Genomic DNA, 18,369 nt, shown 5'->3' with positions numbered 1-18,369 from the left:
ACGGAGGCCAGGCCTGGCATGAACACTTTTTTTAGGCTTACCGCGTTAGCTGGCCTGCTTGCATTAGCAGGCCAGTCCTTCGCCGTGGAAGATATTACGCGTGCCGATCAAATTCCCGTACTAAAGGAAGAGACGCAACATGCGACGGTGAGCGAGCGCGTAACGTCGCGTTTTACCCGCTCCCACTATCGCCAGTTCGATCTGGATGAGGCATTTTCGGCAAAGATTTTTGATCGCTATCTGAATCTTCTCGACTATAGCCACAACGTTTTGTTGGCGAGCGATGTTGAGCAGTTTGCGAAAAAGAAAACCGTGTTGGGCGATGAGCTGCGCACGGGTAAGCTGGATGTTTTTTACGATCTTTATAACCTGGCGCAAAAGCGCCGGTTTGAACGTTACCAGTACGCGCTAAAAGTGCTGGAACGGCCAATGGATTTCACCGGAAACGATACGTTTAACCTGGACCGCAGTAAAGCGCCCTGGCCGAAAGATGAGGCTGAGCTAAATGCGCTGTGGGATGGTAAAGTGAAATTCGATGAGCTCAGTCTGAAACTCACCGGCAAGAGCGACAAAGAAATTCGCGAAACGCTGACGCGTCGCTACAAATTCGCTATTCGTCGCCTGGCGCAGACCAACAGTGAAGATGTGTTCTCGCTGGCGATGACCGCTTTTGCGCGTGAAATCGACCCACATACGAATTATCTTTCTCCCCGCAATACCGAGCAGTTTAATACCGAAATGAGCCTGTCTCTGGAAGGTATCGGCGCGGTGCTGCAAATGGATGACGATTATACTGTCATTAACTCATTGGTTGCCGGCGGCCCGGCAGCGAAGAGCAAGTTGATTAGCGTCGGCGATCGTATCGTCGGCGTAGGGCAGGCCGGAAAACCGATGGTCGACGTTATTGGCTGGCGTCTTGACGATGTGGTGGCGCTGATCAAAGGGCCGAAAGGCAGTAAGGTTCGACTGGAAATACTGCCGGCTGGCAAAGGGACGAAAACGCGTATTATCACGCTGACGCGTGAACGGATTCGTCTTGAAGATCGCGCGGTTAAAATGTCGGTGAAAACCGTCGGCAAGGAAAAAGTTGGTGTACTGGATATTCCAGGCTTCTATGTTGGCTTGACCGATGATGTCAAAGTTCAGCTTCAGAAGCTGGAAAAACAGAACGTTAACAGCATCGTTATCGATCTGCGTTCAAACGGCGGTGGGGCGCTGACGGAAGCCGTTTCGCTTTCCGGTCTGTTTATCCCTTCTGGTCCGATAGTTCAGGTGCGCGACAATAACGGCAAAGTGCGTGAGGATAGCGACACCGACGGCGTGGTCTACTACAAAGGCCCGCTGGTGGTGCTGGTCGATCGTTTCAGTGCCTCGGCATCGGAAATCTTTGCTGCCGCGATGCAGGATTATGGTCGCGCGCTGATTGTCGGTGAGCCGACCTTCGGTAAAGGGACGGTACAGCAATATCGTTCGCTAAACCGAATTTACGATCAGATGCTTCGCCCGGAATGGCCTGCGCTGGGTTCGGTGCAGTACACCATTCAGAAGTTTTACCGTGTCAACGGCGGTAGTACGCAGCGTAAAGGGGTCACGCCGGATATCATCATGCCGACTGGCAATGAAGAGACGGAAACCGGAGAAAAATTTGAAGATAACGCCTTGCCGTGGGATAGCATTGATGCGGCGAAATACGTGAAATCGGACGATTTGGCCCCGTTTGGCCCGGAATTATTGAAAGAACACAACGCGCGTATCGCCAAAGATCCTGAGTTTCAGTACATCATGAAGGATATTGCACGTTTCAATGCCATGAAGGATAAGCGCAACATCGTCTCTCTGAATTATGCGCAGCGTGAGAAAGAGAACAATGAAGAAGACGCTCTGCGTCTGGCGCGTATTAACGATCGGTTTAAACGTGAGGGTAAACCGTTGCTGAAGAAACTGGACGATCTGCCAAAGGATTACCAGGAGCCGGACCCGTACCTTGATGAAACGGTGAAGATTGCTCTGGACCTGGCGCATCTTGAAAAAGAAAAACCAGCGGAGCAGGCGGCAGCCAATAAGTAACGCTAAACAGGCACAAAAAATTGTGCCTGTTTTTTTTTAACAAGCGCAGAAGTCGTCAGGATAATGCTACAAAATGTAAAGTTGTGTTTTTCTCGTGACTTACCGCCTGGTGATGCTTGAAAATAGCCATAAGACCCATACGATGTGGGTAATCGCATAGTGCGCTTTGTTAAATTGAGGTTAAAAGAAAATTATGATGCGAATCGCGCTCTTCCTGCTGACGAACCTGGCCGTGATGGTCGTTTTCGGGCTGGTTCTGAGCCTGACAGGGATACAGTCGAGCAGCGTGCAAGGCTTGCTGATCATGGCGCTGCTGTTTGGTTTTGGCGGTTCTTTTATTTCATTGCTGATGTCCAAATGGATGGCGTTAAAATCCGTAGGAGGGGAAGTTATTGAACAGCCTCGCAATGAAAGAGAACGCTGGTTGATGAACACCGTAGCAACGCAAGCGCGCCAGGCCGGTATCGCCATGCCGCAGGTTGCTATCTACCATGCGCCGGACATTAACGCGTTTGCGACGGGCGCACGCCGTGACGCCTCATTGGTCGCTGTGAGCACCGGTTTGTTGCAAAACATGAGCCCTGACGAAGCGGAAGCCGTCATTGCGCATGAAATCAGCCATATTGCCAATGGCGATATGGTGACGATGACGTTGATTCAGGGGGTGGTTAACACCTTCGTTATCTTTATTTCGCGCATTATCGCGCAAATTGCTGCTGGTTTTCTGGGCGGCAACCGCGATGAAGGCGAAGGAAGTAACGGTAATCCGCTAATCTATTTCGCCGTTGCGACGGTGCTGGAACTGGTCTTCGGTATTCTGGCGAGCATCATCACCATGTGGTTCTCCCGTTACCGTGAGTTTCATGCCGATGCGGGATCGGCGAAGCTGGTTGGCCGTGAAAAAATGATTGCCGCGTTGCAGCGCCTGAAAACCAGCTACGAGCCGCAAGAAGCGACCAGCATGATGGCGTTTTGTATTAACGGTAAATCGAAATCGTTAAGCGAGCTGTTTATGACGCACCCACCGCTGGATAAACGCATTGAAGCGCTGCGTAGCGGTGAGTACCTGAAATAATAAGCCCACTGGCAAGTATGAAAAGCGCGTCGAATGACGCGCTTTTTTTACGCCTGAACGCGTGGTTGCGTAATGCGTAAACCGCTCACTACCGCCGCGAGAGTCGCCAGGATCGCCGCTGCGAGCAGAGAAAGATGCGTACCGCTATCGCCAAACTGGTTCAACATCAGCGCTACCAGCGCGGCGCCAGTACTTTGGCCTAACAGTCGCGCCGTGCCCAGCATCCCGCTGGCGCCACCGCTGCGCTCACGCGGCGCGGAAGTGATAATGGTGTGATTATTCGGTGACTGGAACAGGCCAAACCCTGCGCCACAAAGGATCATCGGCCAGATAATATTCAGATCGGAGGGGGAGGCTGGCAACATGACCAGCGCAAACAACCCGGCTGCCATTATCACCATTCCCAGCGCCCCCAGCAAACCGGCATGAAGACGTTCTATCAGGTATCCCGCCAGCGGCGCCATTACCATCGTTGCCAGTGGCCAGGGCGTCAATAACAGGCCGGTTTCTACTTCGCTACGGCCCAGCACGGTTTGCAGATAAAAAGGTAGCGAGACCATGGCTAACATTTGCGCGCAGAACGAGCAAATTGACGTGCCGATCGAGAGTGAAAAAAGCGGAATGCGTAACAAGTCGATGGGTAACAAAGGGACGGGCAAAGAAAGCTGGCGGCGCACGAAGAAAAACCCGACCACGACCAGAACGAGCAGCTCTGCGCCAATCAACGTTAGCGACTGTCCCTGGGCAAAGCCGCTCAATGCGGTAATCAGCAGGCCAAATGTGAGCGCATTCATTACCGCGCTCGGTAAGTCAAAGCGCGGCTTAGTGTCATGGGCGATGTTTGCTGGTAAAAAGCGGATGGCCAGAATTAACGCGATGATACCTAACGGGACATTAATCAGAAACAGCCATTTCCATGATGAGATGGATAAAATCGCCGCGGCGATCGTCGGACCCGCGGCGGAAGAGACGGCGACGATAAAAGAGTTAATTCCCATGCCTCGTCCCAGATGACGCTGGGGGTAGATAAGACGAATCAGCGCCGTGTTTACGCTCATTAGCGCCGCGCCGCCAAATCCCTGCGCGATGCGTGCCAGCGTCAGCATCTGCAGCGAGTCTGAAAGCGCGCAAAACAATGATGAAAGCAGAAATACCACTAAACCACATTTATAGATTCGGTGATAACCAAACATGTCGCCTAAAAAAGACAGGGAAAGCAGTGAGACGACAATGGCGATTTGGTACGCATTGACAATCCAGATAGAGCTGGCAGGGGAGGCATGTAAATCAGTCGCAATGGTTGGCAGCGCGACATTAGCGATTGCGCCATCCAGAACCGCCATCGAAATACCGATAATAATCGTCAGGATAGCGCCGTATCTCTGCGGGAGGGGCAGGCCATCGGCCCGTGTTTTTTCCATAAGTATTTTGTAATAAGGGGAATTATGAGCTGAATAATAATGTTAGCATTAATACTGAGTTGTTATGTCGCAGATTTGTAACGAAGTAAGCAAAGATGGATTGCGGGCGACCTGGCGTGAAATTATAATAAAAACTCGTTCTGAATTTTATAAAACGCTCGTAATGAGGTGATAAATGGCAAACGCAGATCTGGATAAGCAGCCTGATTCTGTATCTTCTGTGCTGAAAGTTTTCGGCATTCTGCAGGCGCTGGGTGAAGAGCGTGAAATAGGGATTACCGAGCTATCGCAGCGCGTCATGATGTCGAAAAGCACCGTTTATCGCTTTTTGCAAACCATGAAAACGCTGGGCTACGTGGCTCAGGAGGGGGAGTCTGAAAAATACTCTCTGACGCTAAAGCTGTTTGAGCTGGGCGCGCGAGCTTTGCAAAATGTTGATCTCATCCGCAGTGCGGACATTCAGATGCGCGAACTGTCTCGTCTGACAAAAGAAACTATCCATCTTGGCGCGCTGGATGAAGACAGCATTGTCTATATCCATAAAATTGACTCTATGTACAATCTGCGGATGTACTCACGTATTGGGCGTCGTAATCCGCTGTACAGTACGGCCATCGGTAAAGTGCTTCTGGCCTGGCGCGACCGTGATGAGGTTAAGCAGATTCTCGACGGCGTAGAGTATAAGCAAAGCACTGGACGTACGATTACCAGCACTGAAGCGTTGCTGCCGCTGTTGGATGAAGTGCGTGCGCAAGGCTACGGTGAAGATAACGAAGAACAGGAAGAAGGGTTACGTTGTATCGGCGTACCGGTATTTGACCGTTTTGGCGTAGTCATCGCAGGGTTAAGCATTTCGTTCCCGACGCTGCGTTTTTCAGAAGAACGCCTACAGGAATATGTGGCTATGTTACACGCCGCCGCGCGTAAAATTTCTGAACAAATGGGTTACAACGATTATCCCTTCTAAGCAACGTTATTAGCATGACGTTAAAAAAAAGCAGCTGCGAAAAATGTAGCTGCTTTTTTTATAACATCGGGTGGGATGAAATCGTAAAAGTAGATAATATCTGTCGGCTTATTTAACGGTTATTAAAATATTATTTAACAGTACTTATGAACAACAGCCAATATAGGAGAATTATTGGTGATAGTTTCACTGTGAAATTATTTATTGCCGCTTAGCCATTATCCACCACGGTGGCGATTTTTCTGAAAATGGGACAGTCGGAAAAGCCAATAATGCCGCTGTTGGTATGGAGATATTGCGCCGTGCTGGTGCCGCGTGCGGTCAGGTAATGGCACTGTAAACCCAGCCCCGCAGCGTTCACTTTACTTCCCACCAGGATGCCATAGCCGCTCATCAGCAGGCCTATCCACACCAGGGCAAACAATACAATTGCGCGAATGATCAAACGCATTACTACCTCTTTTCTTTTTTAGTTAGAATAAGAGTAGCGTGTACATTGATTGAAACAAGTGAATCATTCCTAAAAACATATAATGCCGCTACAGTTACTCCTGGTTTAAGTAACTCATGATAATTTAGCGACATAAGATGTAAGATCGGAGAGTGGAGTGAAAAAATTTCGATGGGTCGTTCTCGGCATCGTGGTGGTAGTATGCCTGTTGCTGTGGGCGCAGGTGTTTAATATCATGTGCGATCAGGATGTACAATTTTTCAGCGGTATTTGCGCCATCAATAAATTTATTCCCTGGTAAACGTTTTACACCAGAGATTTCCTTCCCGTGTAGCAGTGGTAGAATGACGTCTCTACATTGAGGTGGTGAAATGAACGACGTTTTAAACTCTGGTGCGTTTTCTCTTGCATCTTTAATAGTATCAATGGTGGTTCTGGTGGTGGGGCTGGCGCTCTGGTTCTTTGTCAACCGGGCAAGTTCCCGTGCCAACGAGCAGATAGAATTGCTCGAAGCGTTATTGGATCAACAGAAGCGGCAAAACGCGTTGTTACGCCGCCTTTGCGAAGCAAACGAACCAGAAAAAGAAGCGGAACCCGCAACAGCGGCAAGCGAACCAAAAGAGGATGAGGACATCATTCGTCTGGTTGCAGAACGATAATGCTTACCGGGGCGCAAATGGCGCCAGTGCCATACGCCCCATTTCCCCGTCGGATCTCTCCGCGTTGCCGTTTGCAACTGATACTACAGCATCAACACCTTACATAATATATGGCTTTATATGCAACATAGTTTTATATGTATAACAAATGGACATATGGCATTTTTGTGATACCGCTCATTCTCTATTAAAAGCGAAACGTTTCTCTCTCTTTATGGATTGTCATTGTTTGTTCATTATTTTAAGGCATTCTGTAAAGACGCAGAACATCACAAAAAGCGGTGTCGAAAATCGCTTTTCTTTTCTATTATTTTGATTAAAAGGTGTTTTTTATCATTGTGACAATTTATGCATAACTCAGCATAAAAAGTGATATGAAAAATACAGCTTTTAAATGTGATTTGATGCACTGGAAGAAGCGAAGTTATTGAGCTATGGTAGAAAAATGGCTTTTCAGCAGTGACGTTGTCAGGAGTCCGTCAGCGCGTGAGGATATATCTTTCGCAATTTTGTTGCATAAACGTGCTGTCAATTTGTGAAGGTTCTCGTAATTTGTGCGACGGATCGAGACACGTTTAAAAATGGCTTGCCATAATTAACGTTGTATGTGATAACAGGCTTTGGGTTAAACGAGGTACAGTTCTGTTTATGTGTGGCATTTTCAGTAAAGAAGTCCTGAGTAAACACGTTGACGTTGAATACCGCTTCTCTGCCGAACCTTATATTAGTGCCTCAAGCAGTAATGTCTCAGTTTTATCTATGTTATGCCTACGGGCAAAGAAAACACTCTAAGGAATTTTGCAAATGGCAAAGATTAAAGGTCAAGTTAAGTGGTTCAACGAATCCAAAGGTTTTGGCTTCATTACTCCGGCTGACGGTAGCAAAGATGTGTTCGTACACTTCTCCGCTATCCAGGGCAATGGTTTCAAAACTCTGGCTGAAGGCCAGAACGTTGAGTTCGAAATTCAGGACGGCCAGAAAGGTCCGGCTGCTGTTAACGTAACAGCTATCTGATCGACACCACTGATTTGATGCGTTTGTCGCGTCAGCCTCAGATATAAAGCCTCGCTAAAAGCGGGGCTTTTTAATTCAATATCCTTCAAAATGTGTCTGGATGCGCTCTCGTTAGCGATTTGTTGCAAAGGCGCGAGGTTATTAGCATTGTTTTTTCTGGTTTTTCCGTCCGTTTCCCGTTAAATCAATCACCTGAAAAATGATTCTGCTGGAGATCAGGTGAAAAAGAAAAGCGACGGCGATACCCGTAATTTTACGCCCATACGTTTTGCACTACTTTGCACTGCCATTCTGCTCAGCATGGCATTGTTGTTAGGGCGGGTGGCGTGGCTGCAAATTGTTACGCCGTCGAAACTGGTGAAACAAGAAGATATGCGCTCGCTTCGTGAAGTGACCACGGCCTCTCCACGCGGCATGATCACCGACAGAGAAGGGCGGCCCTTAGCGGTGAGCGTTCCGGTTAATGCTGTCTGGGCCGATCCGAAGACTATCATAAGCAAAGGCGGCGTTGGCTACAATGAGCGCTGGCAGGCGCTGGCCAGCGCCTTACATCTGTCGCTCAGTACGCTTGCGGAACGGGTAAACAGTAACCCGGCAGGCCGTTTTATCTACCTTGCGCGCCAGGTTTCACCCCAGCAAGCCGAATGGATAGATAAATTAAATCTACCGGGTATTAACCTGCGGGAAGAGTCGCGCCGTTTTTACCCTGCCGGACACGTAGCGGCCAATTTGATCGGCTTTACCAATATCGACGGGCAGGGAATAGAAGGTATTGAAAAGAGCTTTAACGCGCAACTGACGGGAAAACCGGGCTCCCGATTGGTGCGTAAAGATAAATTTGGTCACGTTATTGAGAACATTACGGAAGTGAATCCGGTTCCTGCTCATGAACTTCAGCTTAGCATTGATGAACGTCTGCAAACGGTTACCGAAGATGCGCTGGATAACGCCGTCATCTGGAACAAAGCGGAATCCGGCGCTGCCGTATTGATTAACATCCCAACGGGTGAAATTCTCTCGATGGCGAGCTACCCGGATTTCAACCCGAACAACCGTGAAGGCGCGCAGTTGGACGATTTTCGTAACCGCGCGATTAGCGACACCTTCGAACCCGGTTCTACTGTGAAGCCATTGGTCATTATGACTGCGTTACAGCAGGGCATCGTGCAGCCGGACAGCGTTATCGATACCCATCCTTTTACTCTCGATGGACACCGTATCCGCGACGTCGGTTACTATCCGGAACTGACATTAACCGGCATTTTGCAAAAATCCAGCGATACCGGCGTTTCTCACCTTTCTCTGGCGATGCCGGTGCAGAAATTAATGGATACTTATAAAAGCTTTGGTTTCGGCGTGCCTACCGGACTGGGTCTCACCGGAGAGAGCAGCGGGTTATTACCGAAACGCCGTTACTGGAGTGATTTAGATCGCGCTACCTTCGCTTTTGGCTATGGATTAATGGTGACGCCGCTGCAACTGGCGCATGTTTATGCCACGATTGGCAGCTTTGGTATCTACCGTCCGTTATCGATCACCAAAGTTGATCCGCCCGTGATCGGCACGCGGGTAATGCCGGAAGAACTGGTGCACGAGGTGGAACATATGATGGAGAGCGTCGCGTTGCCTGGCGGCGGCGGAACAAAAGCCGCAGTAAGAGACTACCGTATTGCGGTCAAAACCGGGACGGCGAAAAAAATTGGCGATGATGGTAAATACGTCGATAAGTATGTGGCATATACCGCAGGCGTCGCGCCGGCAAGTAACCCCAGATTTGCGCTGGTGGTGGTGATTAATAATCCGCAAAACGGGGCTTATTATGGCGGCGCGGTATCTGCGCCCGTATTCAGCCAGATCATGGGCGATGTGCTGCGGCTGGAAAATGTTGAGCCAGACGGTATGCCAGCCGATTCAGATCACCTTCTGGTGATGCATGGCAGCCACGTTGCGGTTCCGGGCTCGTAAAGGATTTTCCCGGGGCGCAATTCGCGTTACACTTGCGCCCTTTAGCGCCCCAGTCCGGAGTTGTCATGTCGTTTACCTGTCCGCTTTGCCATCAGCCGCTTACGCAGATTAATAACAGCGTTATATGTCCACAGCGCCATCAGTTTGATGTGGCGAAAGAGGGCTACATCAATCTGCTGCCGGTACAGCATAAACGTTCGCGCGATCCGGGCGACAGCGCCGAAATGATGCAGGCGAGGAGAGCGTTTCTTGATGCGGGCCATTATCAGCCGCTGCGCGATGCCGTGATTAACCTGTTGCGCGAGCGGCTGGATCAGTCGGCCACGGCGATTCTGGATATCGGCTGCGGCGAGGGGTATTACACTCATGCTTTTGCCGAGGCGTTGCCGGGAGTCACCACGTTTGGACTGGACGTTGCTAAAACGGCGATCAAAGCGGCGGCGAAGCGCTATTCGCAGGTGAAGTTTTGTGTGGCGTCAAGCCATCGACTGCCCTTTGCCGATGCGTCAATGGATGCGGTGATCAGAATCTACGCCCCGTGTAAGGCGCAGGAATTGGCGCGTGTGGTGAAACCTGGTGGTTGGGTCGTTACCGCCACGCCGGGACCTCATCATCTGATGGAACTAAAAGGGCTCATTTATGATGAGGTGCGTTTACATGCGCCGTATACCGAGCAGCTCGACGGATTCACATTGCTGCAGAGTACCCGCCTTGCTTATCACATGCAGCTCACCGCCGAAGCGGCTGTAGCACTGTTGCAAATGACGCCATTTGCCTGGCGCGCCAGGCCAGACGTGTGGGAACAACTGGCCGCCAGCGCCGGACTTAGCTGCCAGACGGATTTCAACCTTCATCTCTGGCAGCGTAACCGTTAACCGTGAAAATGCGTCCAGAGGATCTGGACGCCAATTCCTATCAGTACGACCCCGCCGAGAATTTCAGCACGCTTACCCAGCATTGGGCCGATAAAGCGACCGATCATCATTCCGAGGGTGGACATGATAAGCGTGGCGCAACCGATAGCTAATGCGGTAGCGATGATGTTTACCTGCAAAAACGCCAGACCGACGCCAACCGCCATCGCATCAAGGCTGGTCGCGATAGCCGTCGTGACTAATAGCCAAAAGCTGTGGCGACGTAACGGTGTTTCATCTTCATCACTACCGCCGCGGATACCTTCGATGATCATGCGTCCGCCCAGAAAGATCAGCAGAACAAAGGCTATCCAGTGGTTCCATTCCAGAACGAATTTACTCGCCAATATCCCCAGCCCCCAGCCGATTAACGGGGTCAGCGTTTCAACCGCGCCAAAGATAAGGCCGGTACGCAACGCTTCTGAGAATTTGGGTTTATGTAGGGTGGCGCCTTTGCCAATTGATGCCGCGAAAGCATCCATCGACATGCCGAAAGCGAGAAGAACAGTAGCAGTAAAGTGCATGACAGCGTCCTGACCGGGGTATCCATTAAACACATCACTGCCCCCAGCAAACATGCATGTCGCCATTCTGTGACGAAATACACAGCAGTTGATGCGCCTATGGTCTCGCCTGACCAGCGGCGGCTGGTCCGTACGCGCCACGTTTTGCAACGAGTATGTTGACGCGTACATTTCCGGAGTCTGGAAATCGGCTACTCCCCAATTGACGGCGCAACATTAACATATTTTTAGAATATAAAACAACAGCGATAAAATATTATTTGCCTTCTAATTGAAAACGATTTTCATTTAGATTTATTCATCAATAAAACGTTAAATTAAATAACAATTGGTCAATAGAAAATATAGCCTTAGCTATATTATGATTCGAAATAAAATTCGAAAAACATAGTTGAGGCTATATCTTAGATTATTGATTTTCAATAAGAAGTTTATATATTTTTTCCAGATCGTCGATATTGCGTACACGGATAAGCAAGCGTCGTTGTTCTAATTGCATCACCAGTACGCCGTCTTCCGATAAATTCATCTCTTTAATACGGTTATATTCTATCCAGACATTGGCGAAGAAAAAGCCACGTTGTTTAAAGATGATCCGTGGCGTGCGGATCCAGAATATATAAAACCCCATTAACGCCAGCGCGCTTAATAACCATGTGGTCATCTGCGCTCCGTGGCTGGTTACGTTGTTATAAATAAGGATGGCGACCAGCCCAACGAAGATAACGCTGTCTACGCGACCGCGGCGGAGCAGGGCTATAGAAAGCAGAGTGGGGCCATTGCGACGGGGCATGATGAACTGATCGTAGAGAGCGTAAGCCAATAATGCGGCAATAAAGAGAATCAGCACCAGGTCCGTGATAGTCATTTATCCTCCAGAGAAATAAAAAACGGGGCCGTTTGGCCCCGGTAGTGTACAACAGCCTTACTGGCCCAGCAGTCCTACGGAGTAGCCGGCGATACCAATGACGAAGAAGCCCACGATAATCCACAGCGGGTTAACTTTCTTACGCAGCAGCCACATACAGGCAAAGGTCAACAGTAGCGGAACCAGACCCGGCATCAGCTGGTCGAGAATGGTTTGCACGGTGGTAACGCGTGTCTGACCATCCTGACCGGTGATGGTGGAAACCACCAGCGGGATATTCACATGCGTCCACTTGTTAACCAATGCCCCCATGACAAACAGGCCGAGGATTGACGCTCCCTCAGTCAGTTTTTGCAGGAAGCCGCCGCCCATATCTTTAACGATATCGACGCCTTTGCGGTAGCCATAAGCCACGCCATAATAACGGGTCGCCAGACGCACCAGGTTAAACAGGATGAAAAACAGCAGCGGACCAAGCAGGCTGCCGCTCATTGCAATACCTGCGCCCAGCGCCGCGAATACCGGACGGACGGTACCCCAGAAGATAGGGTCGCCGACGCCTGCCAGCGGTCCCATCAGACCGACTTTGATACCGTTGATGGCGCCATCGTCAATCTCTGCGCCATTCGCACGCTTTTCTTCCATTGCCAGCGTTACGCCCAGTACCGGCGCCGCAACGTAAGGATGGGTGTTAAAGAACTCCAGGTGACGCTTAATCGCCTGTTTACGCGCGTCATTATTCTCCGGATACAGGCGACGAATCGCCGGCACCATAGAGAAGCAGAAGCCCAGCGCTTGCATACGTTCGAAGTTCCATGACCCCTGGAACAGGTTAGAACGAAGAAATACGCCGCGAATATCGCTCGGAGTGAGTTTTTTCTCGGTGGTAGTTTTAGTCATATCAACCATTTCGCTCACCTGTTAGTCCAGTTCGTTGTCGAGATCGTTATTGCCAGCAGCCGCTGCAGGCGCGCCCGCTACACGGTTGTATTTCGGGCTCAGCTGGATGTAAAGAATAGCCATCACTGCGCCGATGACACCCAGTGCGACCAGGTTGAAGTTTGTGAAAGCCGCGGTGACGAAACCGAGGTAGAAGAACGGCATCAGGTAGCCTGCGCGCATCATGTTGATAACCATCGCATAACCAACCACGACGATCATGCCGCCGGCGATGTTCAGACCGCCTGTGACGACTTCAGGAATCGCATTCAGCATTCCCTGTACTTCGCTGGTGCCTACGGAGATGGCAACGATAACCGCCGGGATGGCGATACGCATTGCCTGCAGGAACAGAGAAGAAACGTGCAGCCAGGAGAGCGCCGTCAGGTTGCCGTTTTCAGCCGCCTTGTCCGCCGCGTGCTGGAATGCCACGGTGATGGTACGAACGATAATGGTCAGTACCTGGCCTGCCGCCGCCAGCGGAATCGCCAGCGCGATACCGGCGCCAATGCTTTGATGCCCGGCGATGACCAGAACGGTAGAGATGATGGACGCCAGTGCGGCATCAGGCGCAACGGCAGCACCGATGTTCATCCAGCCCAGAGCGATCATTTCCAGAGTACCGCCGATGATAATACCGGTTTTCATGTCCCCCAGAACGGCGCCGATTAAGGTACAGGCGATCAGCGGACGGTGGAACTGAAATTCATCAAGTACCGACTCCATACCCGCGATACATGCGACGATGAACACCAGCACAATCTGAAGAGTGGTAATCTCCATTGTACTTCTCCTATTGCTATCTTAAGTGTGAAAGCTAATTAAATGCCGGCGGTTATTTCGCCACTTTGGCAATTAAATCCATCATTTTTAGTTTCGGATCGGTGGAAACTTTACGCACCTCAAGCTCGATGCCGCGCTCGTTGAGCTTTTTAAAGGCTTCGATATCCTTTTCATCGACGGAAACGGCGTTGTTCACCTGCGTTTTACCTTGACGATAGGCCATACCGCCAATGTTCACGGAAGTGACTTTCACGCCGCCCTCAACGATGCGCTCGACGTCGGTAGGATTGGTAAACAGAAGCATCACGCGTTCACCGGCGTATTTCGGGTTATTGTAGACGCGAATCATTTTCGCGACGTCAACCACATGCGCCGTAACGCCCGGCGGCGCAACTTGCGTCAGCAGCGTTTTACGTACGGTATCCGCCGCGACTTCATCGCTCACAACAATAATACGGCTGACATTGGTCTCTTTGGTCCAGCGGGTAGCGACCTGACCGTGAATGAGGCGGTCATCAATACGGGCAAGTCCGATAACCATATAATCATTCGGGCCCATCGGTTTTGCCGGTGCGGCCGCTTTTGGCGCGGCGGCGACTGGCGCTGGCGCGGCTTTTTCTACCGGTTTCGCTTTCAGCGCTTTTACGCCTTCACGACCGGTTTCTACCGCCAGTGCGACCAGCTCGTCAAAGCTCGGATCGTCGTCACGAGCCATAAACGTTTCGACCAGCATCGGGATGTTGACGCCGGCAATAACTTCATAGCGCTCTTTATCGACGACAATGCGGCTGGCAGCATTAAACGGACTGCCTCCCCATGTATCAACGAGAAATAGCACGCCTTTACTGGTATCGAGTTTAGCCAACTGAGCGTTGTACTTTTCGATCAGCGTTTCGGCATTTTCGCCTGGAACGAAATCGATCCAGCCGACGTTTTCCTGCTCGCCTAACAGCATTTCGGCTGTTTTAAGTAACTGCTCTGCAGCCCAACCATGTGTGCCTATAACAATAGCAATGGTCACTTGCTACCTCCTTTATTATTGTCAACACATCAACTTGACAGATGTATTTTTTGAATCGCCGTCCGCAAGCGAATCGATTCAGATGAGGGTTACAACGAAAAACGCATGATTTTCGTGAATTATTTTAGATATCGAAAAAAATATTTTGTGTGATGGAGATCCGTAATTTTGTTTTCGATAATGAGAAATTTCGAAGTGTAAAATATCCCGGTTACATCTCTTTGCAAAGGAAGGTAAATCTTTGCCAAAAACCAGTTGTCTCTGTTATGTTTAGCTTCCGTTTAATTAGAATGGGGTATAGGGCAGCAGCCCGTTGTATGGATCGTCACCGACGTCATTTCACTCTTTGGCCGTTTTGCGCCTGTCAATCTGGCATATCTTGCCATAGCCTTAGTTTGTTTATTGCGTTACCGCCTGCATCCTTTGAGATGTTGTGGGCGCCGTTTAGTCATTCCTTAAGCAGGAGCTTGTCATGGAATTATTAATGGATCCCTCAATTTGGGTGGGTTTACTCACGCTCGTCGTCCTGGAAATTGTTCTGGGTATCGATAACCTGGTCTTTATCGCGATCCTCGCCGATAAATTGCCGCCAAAGCAGCGTGACAAAGCGCGTCTTATCGGGCTCTCGCTGGCGCTGATTATGCGTCTGGCGCTGCTGTCCATTATTTCGTGGCTGGTGACCTTAACAAAGCCGCTCTTTACCGTCTGGGATTTTACCTTCTCCGGCCGCGATTTAATTATGCTGCTGGGCGGTATATTCCTGCTGTTTAAAGCGACCACCGAGCTGCATGAACGTCTAGAAAACCGCGAGCATGACACCGGACACGGTAAAGGCTATGCGAGTTTCTGGGTGGTAGTCACGCAGATTGTCATCCTGGATGCGGTCTTCTCGCTGGACGCCGTGATTACGGCGGTAGGTATGGTAAACCATCTGCCGGTTATGATGGCGGCGGTGGTGATTGCGATGGCGGTGATGCTACTGGCGTCAAAACCGCTGACCCGTTTTGTCAACCAGCATCCGACGGTGGTGGTGCTCTGTCTGAGTTTCCTGCTGATGATCGGCTTGAGCCTGGTGGCGGAAGGGTTTGGTTTCCATATTCCGAAAGGCTACCTGTACGCGGCAATTGGTTTCTCGATCGTTATCGAGGTGTTTAACCAGATTGCGCGCCGCAACTTTATTCGTCATCAGTCCACGTTGCCGCTGCGCGCGCGTACTGCGGACGCTATCCTGCGTCTGATGGGCGGTAAACGCCAGACGAGTACGCAACATGAGACGGATAGCCCGGCCGCGATATCGGTGTCGGAAGGCGCCTTCGCCGAAGAAGAACGCTACATGATTAACGGCGTACTGACTCTGGCGTCGCGCTCCCTGCGCGGCATTATGACGCCGCGAGGCGAAATTAGTTGGGTGGATGCGAATCTCAGCGTAGCTGAAATCCGTCAGCAGTTACTCTCTTCTCCGCATAGCCTGTTCCCGGTATGTCGGGGCGAGCTGGATGAAATTATCGGTATCGTGCGGGCGAAAGAGTTGCTGGTGGCGCTGGAAGAGGGCGCGGATGTTGCGGCTATCGCCGCGTCTTCCCCGGCGATAGTGGTGCCGGAAACGCTTGATCCTATCAATCTGTTAGGCGTTTTGCGCCGCGCGCGCGGCAGTTTCGTTATCGTCACTAACGAGTTCGGCGTGGTGCAGGGGCTGGTTACGCCGCTGGATGTGCTGGAAGCGATTGCCGGTGAGTTCCCGGATGCCGATGAAACGCCGGAAATCGTTGCCGATGCCGAGGGCTGGATAGTGAAGGGCGGCACCGATCTTCATGCGCTACAGCAGGCGCTGGAAGTTGACCATCTGGTGAACGAAGAGGGCGATATTGCGACGGTCGCGGGGTTAGTGATCGCCGCTAATGGCCATATTCCTCGTGTAGGCGATGTCATTGATGTTCCGCCCCTGCGGATCACCATTGTCGAGGCCAACGATTACCGTGTCGATCTGGTTCGAATTGTTAAAGAACAGCCTGCCCACGACGAAGAGGAATAACGTCACACGCAGGAATCAAGTCTATAGATGCGGCATCGCGGACATAATCTGTCCGTTATGCCGGGCGGGCGGCGGCGCGCTGCCCGCCAGCCACTGTGGAAATTCGCTAATGGGCATCGGCTTCGCATAGAGATAGCCCTGTAACATTTGCACGCCATGCTGGCGCAAATGCTGTGCCTGCGTCTGGTTTTCGACCCCTTCCGCCACCAGTTCAATATTCAGTCTTTGCCCCAGCGCGATAATAATATCGGTCACCGTTGAATTGACCGCATCGGTACCGATGGCGGCGGTGAAGGATTTATCGATTTTCAAAATATCCGGACGCAGTTTTTCCAGCCAGGAGAGCGAGCTGTTTCCTGTGCCAAAATCATCGATGGCTAACTTCACGCCTTTACGATGCAGCTCGCGCATCAGGCGGTAATCAACGTCAAGCAACGCGTCGCGTTCCGTGAGCTCCAGCACCAGTTGCTGAACAGGTTCCGCACTAAACCAGTACTGATTAAGATCCTTGAGAAGCACGCCGTGTCGGAAATGGCTTGCCGCTACATTGATGCCGATATGAAACTGATGGTTGATGGGGAAGTAGTGCCGCTGCCGAATGGTTTCCGCAATCACATAGCGGGTCAGCGGCGCTATCAGGTTATGTTCCTCGGCGATAGGAATAAAAACATCCGGTGAGATCCAGCCCTGGCGCGGGTTGTTCCAGCGTAACAGGATCTCAACGCCGGTACATTGCTGCGTGCGGGCATTAAGCAACGGCTGACAAAATAGCTCAAACTCCCGTTCGGCAAGGGCCAGATTAATTTCCCAGGAAAAGCTCATTCTGCTGGCGGTTGCCAGCCAGGCGATATAACCGATCAACAGGCTAAGCAATACGGCCAGCGGTAACTGCGTCGGGAGATGTTTGAACGCCAGTACGCCTGCCGACGGCCCGCTGACGCTGATAGTAAAAGGGAAATGCCGCGATGAAAGCTGGTAACGCTCTTCATCTTTTTTTAATTCCGGAAGAGTATCGACCACGCCCCGACCATATAACAGGTGCCGTTTGCCGACCGTCAGGCTGGCGCTGGTAATTTGCGGCTGCTGAGGCTCAAGTAGCATAGTCGCCAGCAAGTCAATATTCACAATTTCCATCACGCCATCCTGGCCATCGGCAGAGGCGGGATACCACTGAATGAGGATCGGGCTTCCCTTGAGTAACGATTGGTCCGTGGAAAGTAGCAGCAGATCGCCAGCTGCGGGAAGATCGGGCTGAAGCTGGCGTATGGGAGTGTTACGGGCGCCAAAAATGCTTGAGCAGTAGAGAATTCCCTCTTTTACCAGCCCGATAGAACGAATGGTTTGCAGGCGGGCGGCTTGCTTACGCAACGGCAAATGCGCGGTCGCGCACGGAAGCTCAAGTAAGGGTAGCAGTATGTTTCGTCCGACCAGGAGAGGATGCAGCACATTATCCAGCGCATCAACGGCATGATTCGCGAATGCAACCGTGCGATGGTGATTTAAGTTCCGCTCCGAAATAAATCGGATGCTCAGCGTAAGAATGAGCGTGACCAGTGCACAAATCGTGCAAACAATGAAACGATTACGGCGATAATGATTGATGATCCGTTGTGCTGTTTGCATGCGGGCCGCCCAATAAGCGTTGGCGACAAAAGCCAACCGCGACACA

Annotated in this window: 19 protein-coding genes and 1 riboswitch; of the genes, 11 read left to right on the top strand and 8 right to left on the bottom strand. The window is 51.0% G+C overall.

What is annotated here, in order from left to right:
• Positions 1-18: 18 nt before the first annotated feature.
• The gene (gene prc / locus ACLJTG_RS03660; protein WP_410958891.1) at positions 19-2,067 is read left to right on the top strand and encodes a carboxy terminal-processing peptidase; all 2,049 of its coding nucleotides are present in this window, start codon (positions 19-21) and stop codon (positions 2,065-2,067) included.
• 193 nt (positions 2,068-2,260) lie between these two features.
• Positions 2,261-3,142, top strand: coding sequence for a protease HtpX (gene htpX / locus ACLJTG_RS03655; RefSeq protein WP_000984498.1), 882 nt, complete (start codon positions 2,261-2,263; stop codon positions 3,140-3,142).
• Between the two features lie 47 nt (positions 3,143-3,189).
• On the opposite strand, the gene ACLJTG_RS03650 is transcribed toward htpX, so the two are convergent.
• A complete protein-coding gene (locus tag ACLJTG_RS03650; RefSeq protein WP_000416128.1) occupies positions 3,190-4,563 on the bottom strand; it encodes an MFS transporter in 1,374 nt (457 codons plus the stop codon).
• 175 nt (positions 4,564-4,738) lie between these two features.
• Here ACLJTG_RS03650 and kdgR point away from each other — a divergent pair, with 175 nt between their 5' ends.
• Positions 4,739-5,530: a DNA-binding transcriptional regulator KdgR gene (gene kdgR, locus ACLJTG_RS03645; protein WP_001262195.1), complete on the top strand. Its 792-nt coding sequence runs from the start codon at positions 4,739-4,741 to the stop codon at positions 5,528-5,530.
• Positions 5,531-5,741: 211 nt separating this feature from the next.
• On the opposite strand, the gene yobH is transcribed toward kdgR, so the two are convergent.
• Positions 5,742-5,981 (bottom strand): invasion protein YobH, encoded by a 240-nt coding sequence (gene yobH / locus ACLJTG_RS03640; RefSeq protein ID WP_001236777.1) that lies wholly within the window; start codon positions 5,979-5,981, stop codon positions 5,742-5,744.
• 157 nt (positions 5,982-6,138) lie between these two features.
• Here yobH and mgrB point away from each other — a divergent pair, with 157 nt between their 5' ends.
• The 6 genes from mgrB (at position 6,139) to rlmA (ending at position 10,494) form a co-directional block, all read left to right on the top strand.
• Entirely contained in the window at positions 6,139-6,282 is a 144-nt protein-coding gene (gene mgrB / locus ACLJTG_RS03635) for a PhoP/PhoQ regulator MgrB (protein ID WP_000714547.1), read from the top strand.
• Between the two features lie 70 nt (positions 6,283-6,352).
• Complete coding sequence (locus tag ACLJTG_RS03630) at positions 6,353-6,640, top strand: YebO family protein (RefSeq protein ID WP_001000660.1); 288 nt, start codon at positions 6,353-6,355, stop codon at positions 6,638-6,640.
• Positions 6,641-7,288: 648 nt separating this feature from the next.
• Positions 7,289-7,432, top strand: coding sequence for a DUF2627 domain-containing protein (locus ACLJTG_RS03625; protein ID WP_001537930.1), 144 nt, complete (start codon positions 7,289-7,291; stop codon positions 7,430-7,432).
• Positions 7,433-7,444: 12 nt separating this feature from the next.
• Positions 7,445-7,654, top strand: coding sequence for a transcription antiterminator/RNA stability regulator CspE (gene cspE, locus ACLJTG_RS03620; protein ID WP_001062678.1), 210 nt, complete (start codon positions 7,445-7,447; stop codon positions 7,652-7,654).
• A gap of 219 nt (positions 7,655-7,873) precedes the next feature.
• Positions 7,874-9,619 carry a peptidoglycan glycosyltransferase FtsI gene (gene ftsI, locus ACLJTG_RS03615; RefSeq protein WP_000730322.1) on the top strand — a complete coding sequence of 582 codons (1,746 nt, stop codon included), beginning with the start codon at positions 7,874-7,876 and terminating at the stop codon, positions 9,617-9,619.
• Positions 9,620-9,684: 65 nt separating this feature from the next.
• Entirely contained in the window at positions 9,685-10,494 is an 810-nt protein-coding gene (gene rlmA, locus ACLJTG_RS03610) for a 23S rRNA (guanine(745)-N(1))-methyltransferase (RefSeq protein WP_000010920.1), read from the top strand.
• Here rlmA and mntP read toward each other — a convergent pair.
• The 5 genes from mntP to manX form a co-directional block, all read right to left on the bottom strand.
• A complete protein-coding gene (mntP, locus tag ACLJTG_RS03605; RefSeq protein ID WP_001518359.1) occupies positions 10,491-11,057 on the bottom strand; it encodes a manganese efflux pump MntP in 567 nt (188 codons plus the stop codon). The genes rlmA and mntP overlap by 4 nt on opposite strands.
• A gap of 111 nt (positions 11,058-11,168) precedes the next feature.
• Positions 11,169-11,270, bottom strand: a riboswitch (yybP-ykoY riboswitch).
• 196 nt (positions 11,271-11,466) lie between these two features.
• Positions 11,467-11,925, bottom strand: coding sequence for a DUF986 family protein (locus tag ACLJTG_RS03600; RefSeq protein WP_000156280.1), 459 nt, complete (start codon positions 11,923-11,925; stop codon positions 11,467-11,469).
• Positions 11,926-11,982: 57 nt separating this feature from the next.
• A complete protein-coding gene (locus ACLJTG_RS03595; RefSeq protein ID WP_001518647.1) occupies positions 11,983-12,834 on the bottom strand; it encodes a PTS mannose transporter subunit IID in 852 nt (283 codons plus the stop codon).
• A gap of 12 nt (positions 12,835-12,846) precedes the next feature.
• Complete coding sequence (manY, locus tag ACLJTG_RS03590; RefSeq protein ID WP_000406918.1) at positions 12,847-13,647, bottom strand: PTS mannose transporter subunit IIC; 801 nt, start codon at positions 13,645-13,647, stop codon at positions 12,847-12,849.
• 52 nt (positions 13,648-13,699) lie between these two features.
• On the bottom strand, positions 13,700-14,668 hold the full coding sequence (manX, locus tag ACLJTG_RS03585) for a PTS mannose transporter subunit IIAB (protein WP_000150521.1): 969 nt from the start codon (positions 14,666-14,668) through the stop codon (positions 13,700-13,702).
• Positions 14,669-14,820: 152 nt separating this feature from the next.
• Between manX and ACLJTG_RS03580 the strand changes: the two genes are divergently transcribed.
• The gene (locus tag ACLJTG_RS03580) at positions 14,821-15,153 is read left to right on the top strand and encodes a protein YoaL (protein WP_392451743.1); all 333 of its coding nucleotides are present in this window, start codon (positions 14,821-14,823) and stop codon (positions 15,151-15,153) included.
• On the top strand, positions 15,141-16,700 hold the full coding sequence (gene yoaE / locus ACLJTG_RS03575) for a CNNM family cation transport protein YoaE (RefSeq protein WP_000421820.1): 1,560 nt from the start codon (positions 15,141-15,143) through the stop codon (positions 16,698-16,700). Before ACLJTG_RS03580 ends, yoaE begins: the two co-directional genes overlap by 13 nt.
• Before the next feature lie 21 nt (positions 16,701-16,721).
• Here yoaE and ACLJTG_RS03570 read toward each other — a convergent pair whose 3' ends face one another.
• A complete protein-coding gene (locus ACLJTG_RS03570; protein WP_001192519.1) occupies positions 16,722-18,323 on the bottom strand; it encodes an EAL domain-containing protein in 1,602 nt (533 codons plus the stop codon).
• Positions 18,324-18,369: the final 46 nt, after the last annotated feature.

The organism is Salmonella sp. SAL00672 (assembly GCF_046552175.1).
GTDB lineage: Bacteria > Pseudomonadota > Gammaproteobacteria > Enterobacterales > Enterobacteriaceae > Salmonella > Salmonella enterica.
The sequence above is the reverse complement of the archived record's forward strand: the minus strand, read 5'-3'. Positions and strand labels throughout refer to the sequence as shown.

What these genes read in the sequence shown, in the direction of transcription:
- prc (WP_410958891.1), top strand. Translation starts at nt 19, where the DNA reads ATGAACACTTTTTTTAGGCTTACCGCGTTAGCTGGCCTGCTTGCATTA.
- ACLJTG_RS03600 (WP_000156280.1), bottom strand. Translation starts at nt 11,925, where the DNA reads ATGACTATCACGGACCTGGTGCTGATTCTCTTTATTGCCGCATTATTG.
- htpX (WP_000984498.1), top strand. Translation starts at nt 2,261, where the DNA reads ATGATGCGAATCGCGCTCTTCCTGCTGACGAACCTGGCCGTGATGGTC.
- yobH (WP_001236777.1), bottom strand. Translation starts at nt 5,981, where the DNA reads ATGCGTTTGATCATTCGCGCAATTGTATTGTTTGCCCTGGTGTGGATA.
- cspE (WP_001062678.1), top strand. Translation starts at nt 7,445, where the DNA reads ATGGCAAAGATTAAAGGTCAAGTTAAGTGGTTCAACGAATCCAAAGGT.
- ACLJTG_RS03595 (WP_001518647.1), bottom strand. Translation starts at nt 12,834, where the DNA reads ATGGTTGATATGACTAAAACTACCACCGAGAAAAAACTCACTCCGAGC.
- manY (WP_000406918.1), bottom strand. Translation starts at nt 13,647, where the DNA reads ATGGAGATTACCACTCTTCAGATTGTGCTGGTGTTCATCGTCGCATGT.
- kdgR (WP_001262195.1), top strand. Translation starts at nt 4,739, where the DNA reads ATGGCAAACGCAGATCTGGATAAGCAGCCTGATTCTGTATCTTCTGTG.
- ACLJTG_RS03580 (WP_392451743.1), top strand. Translation starts at nt 14,821, where the DNA reads ATGGAGATCCGTAATTTTGTTTTCGATAATGAGAAATTTCGAAGTGTA.
- rlmA (WP_000010920.1), top strand. Translation starts at nt 9,685, where the DNA reads ATGTCGTTTACCTGTCCGCTTTGCCATCAGCCGCTTACGCAGATTAAT.
- mntP (WP_001518359.1), bottom strand. Translation starts at nt 11,057, where the DNA reads ATGCACTTTACTGCTACTGTTCTTCTCGCTTTCGGCATGTCGATGGAT.
- yoaE (WP_000421820.1), top strand. Translation starts at nt 15,141, where the DNA reads ATGGAATTATTAATGGATCCCTCAATTTGGGTGGGTTTACTCACGCTC.
- ACLJTG_RS03570 (WP_001192519.1), bottom strand. Translation starts at nt 18,323, where the DNA reads ATGCAAACAGCACAACGGATCATCAATCATTATCGCCGTAATCGTTTC.
- ACLJTG_RS03625 (WP_001537930.1), top strand. Translation starts at nt 7,289, where the DNA reads ATGTGTGGCATTTTCAGTAAAGAAGTCCTGAGTAAACACGTTGACGTT.
- ACLJTG_RS03630 (WP_001000660.1), top strand. Translation starts at nt 6,353, where the DNA reads ATGAACGACGTTTTAAACTCTGGTGCGTTTTCTCTTGCATCTTTAATA.
- ACLJTG_RS03650 (WP_000416128.1), bottom strand. Translation starts at nt 4,563, where the DNA reads ATGGAAAAAACACGGGCCGATGGCCTGCCCCTCCCGCAGAGATACGGC.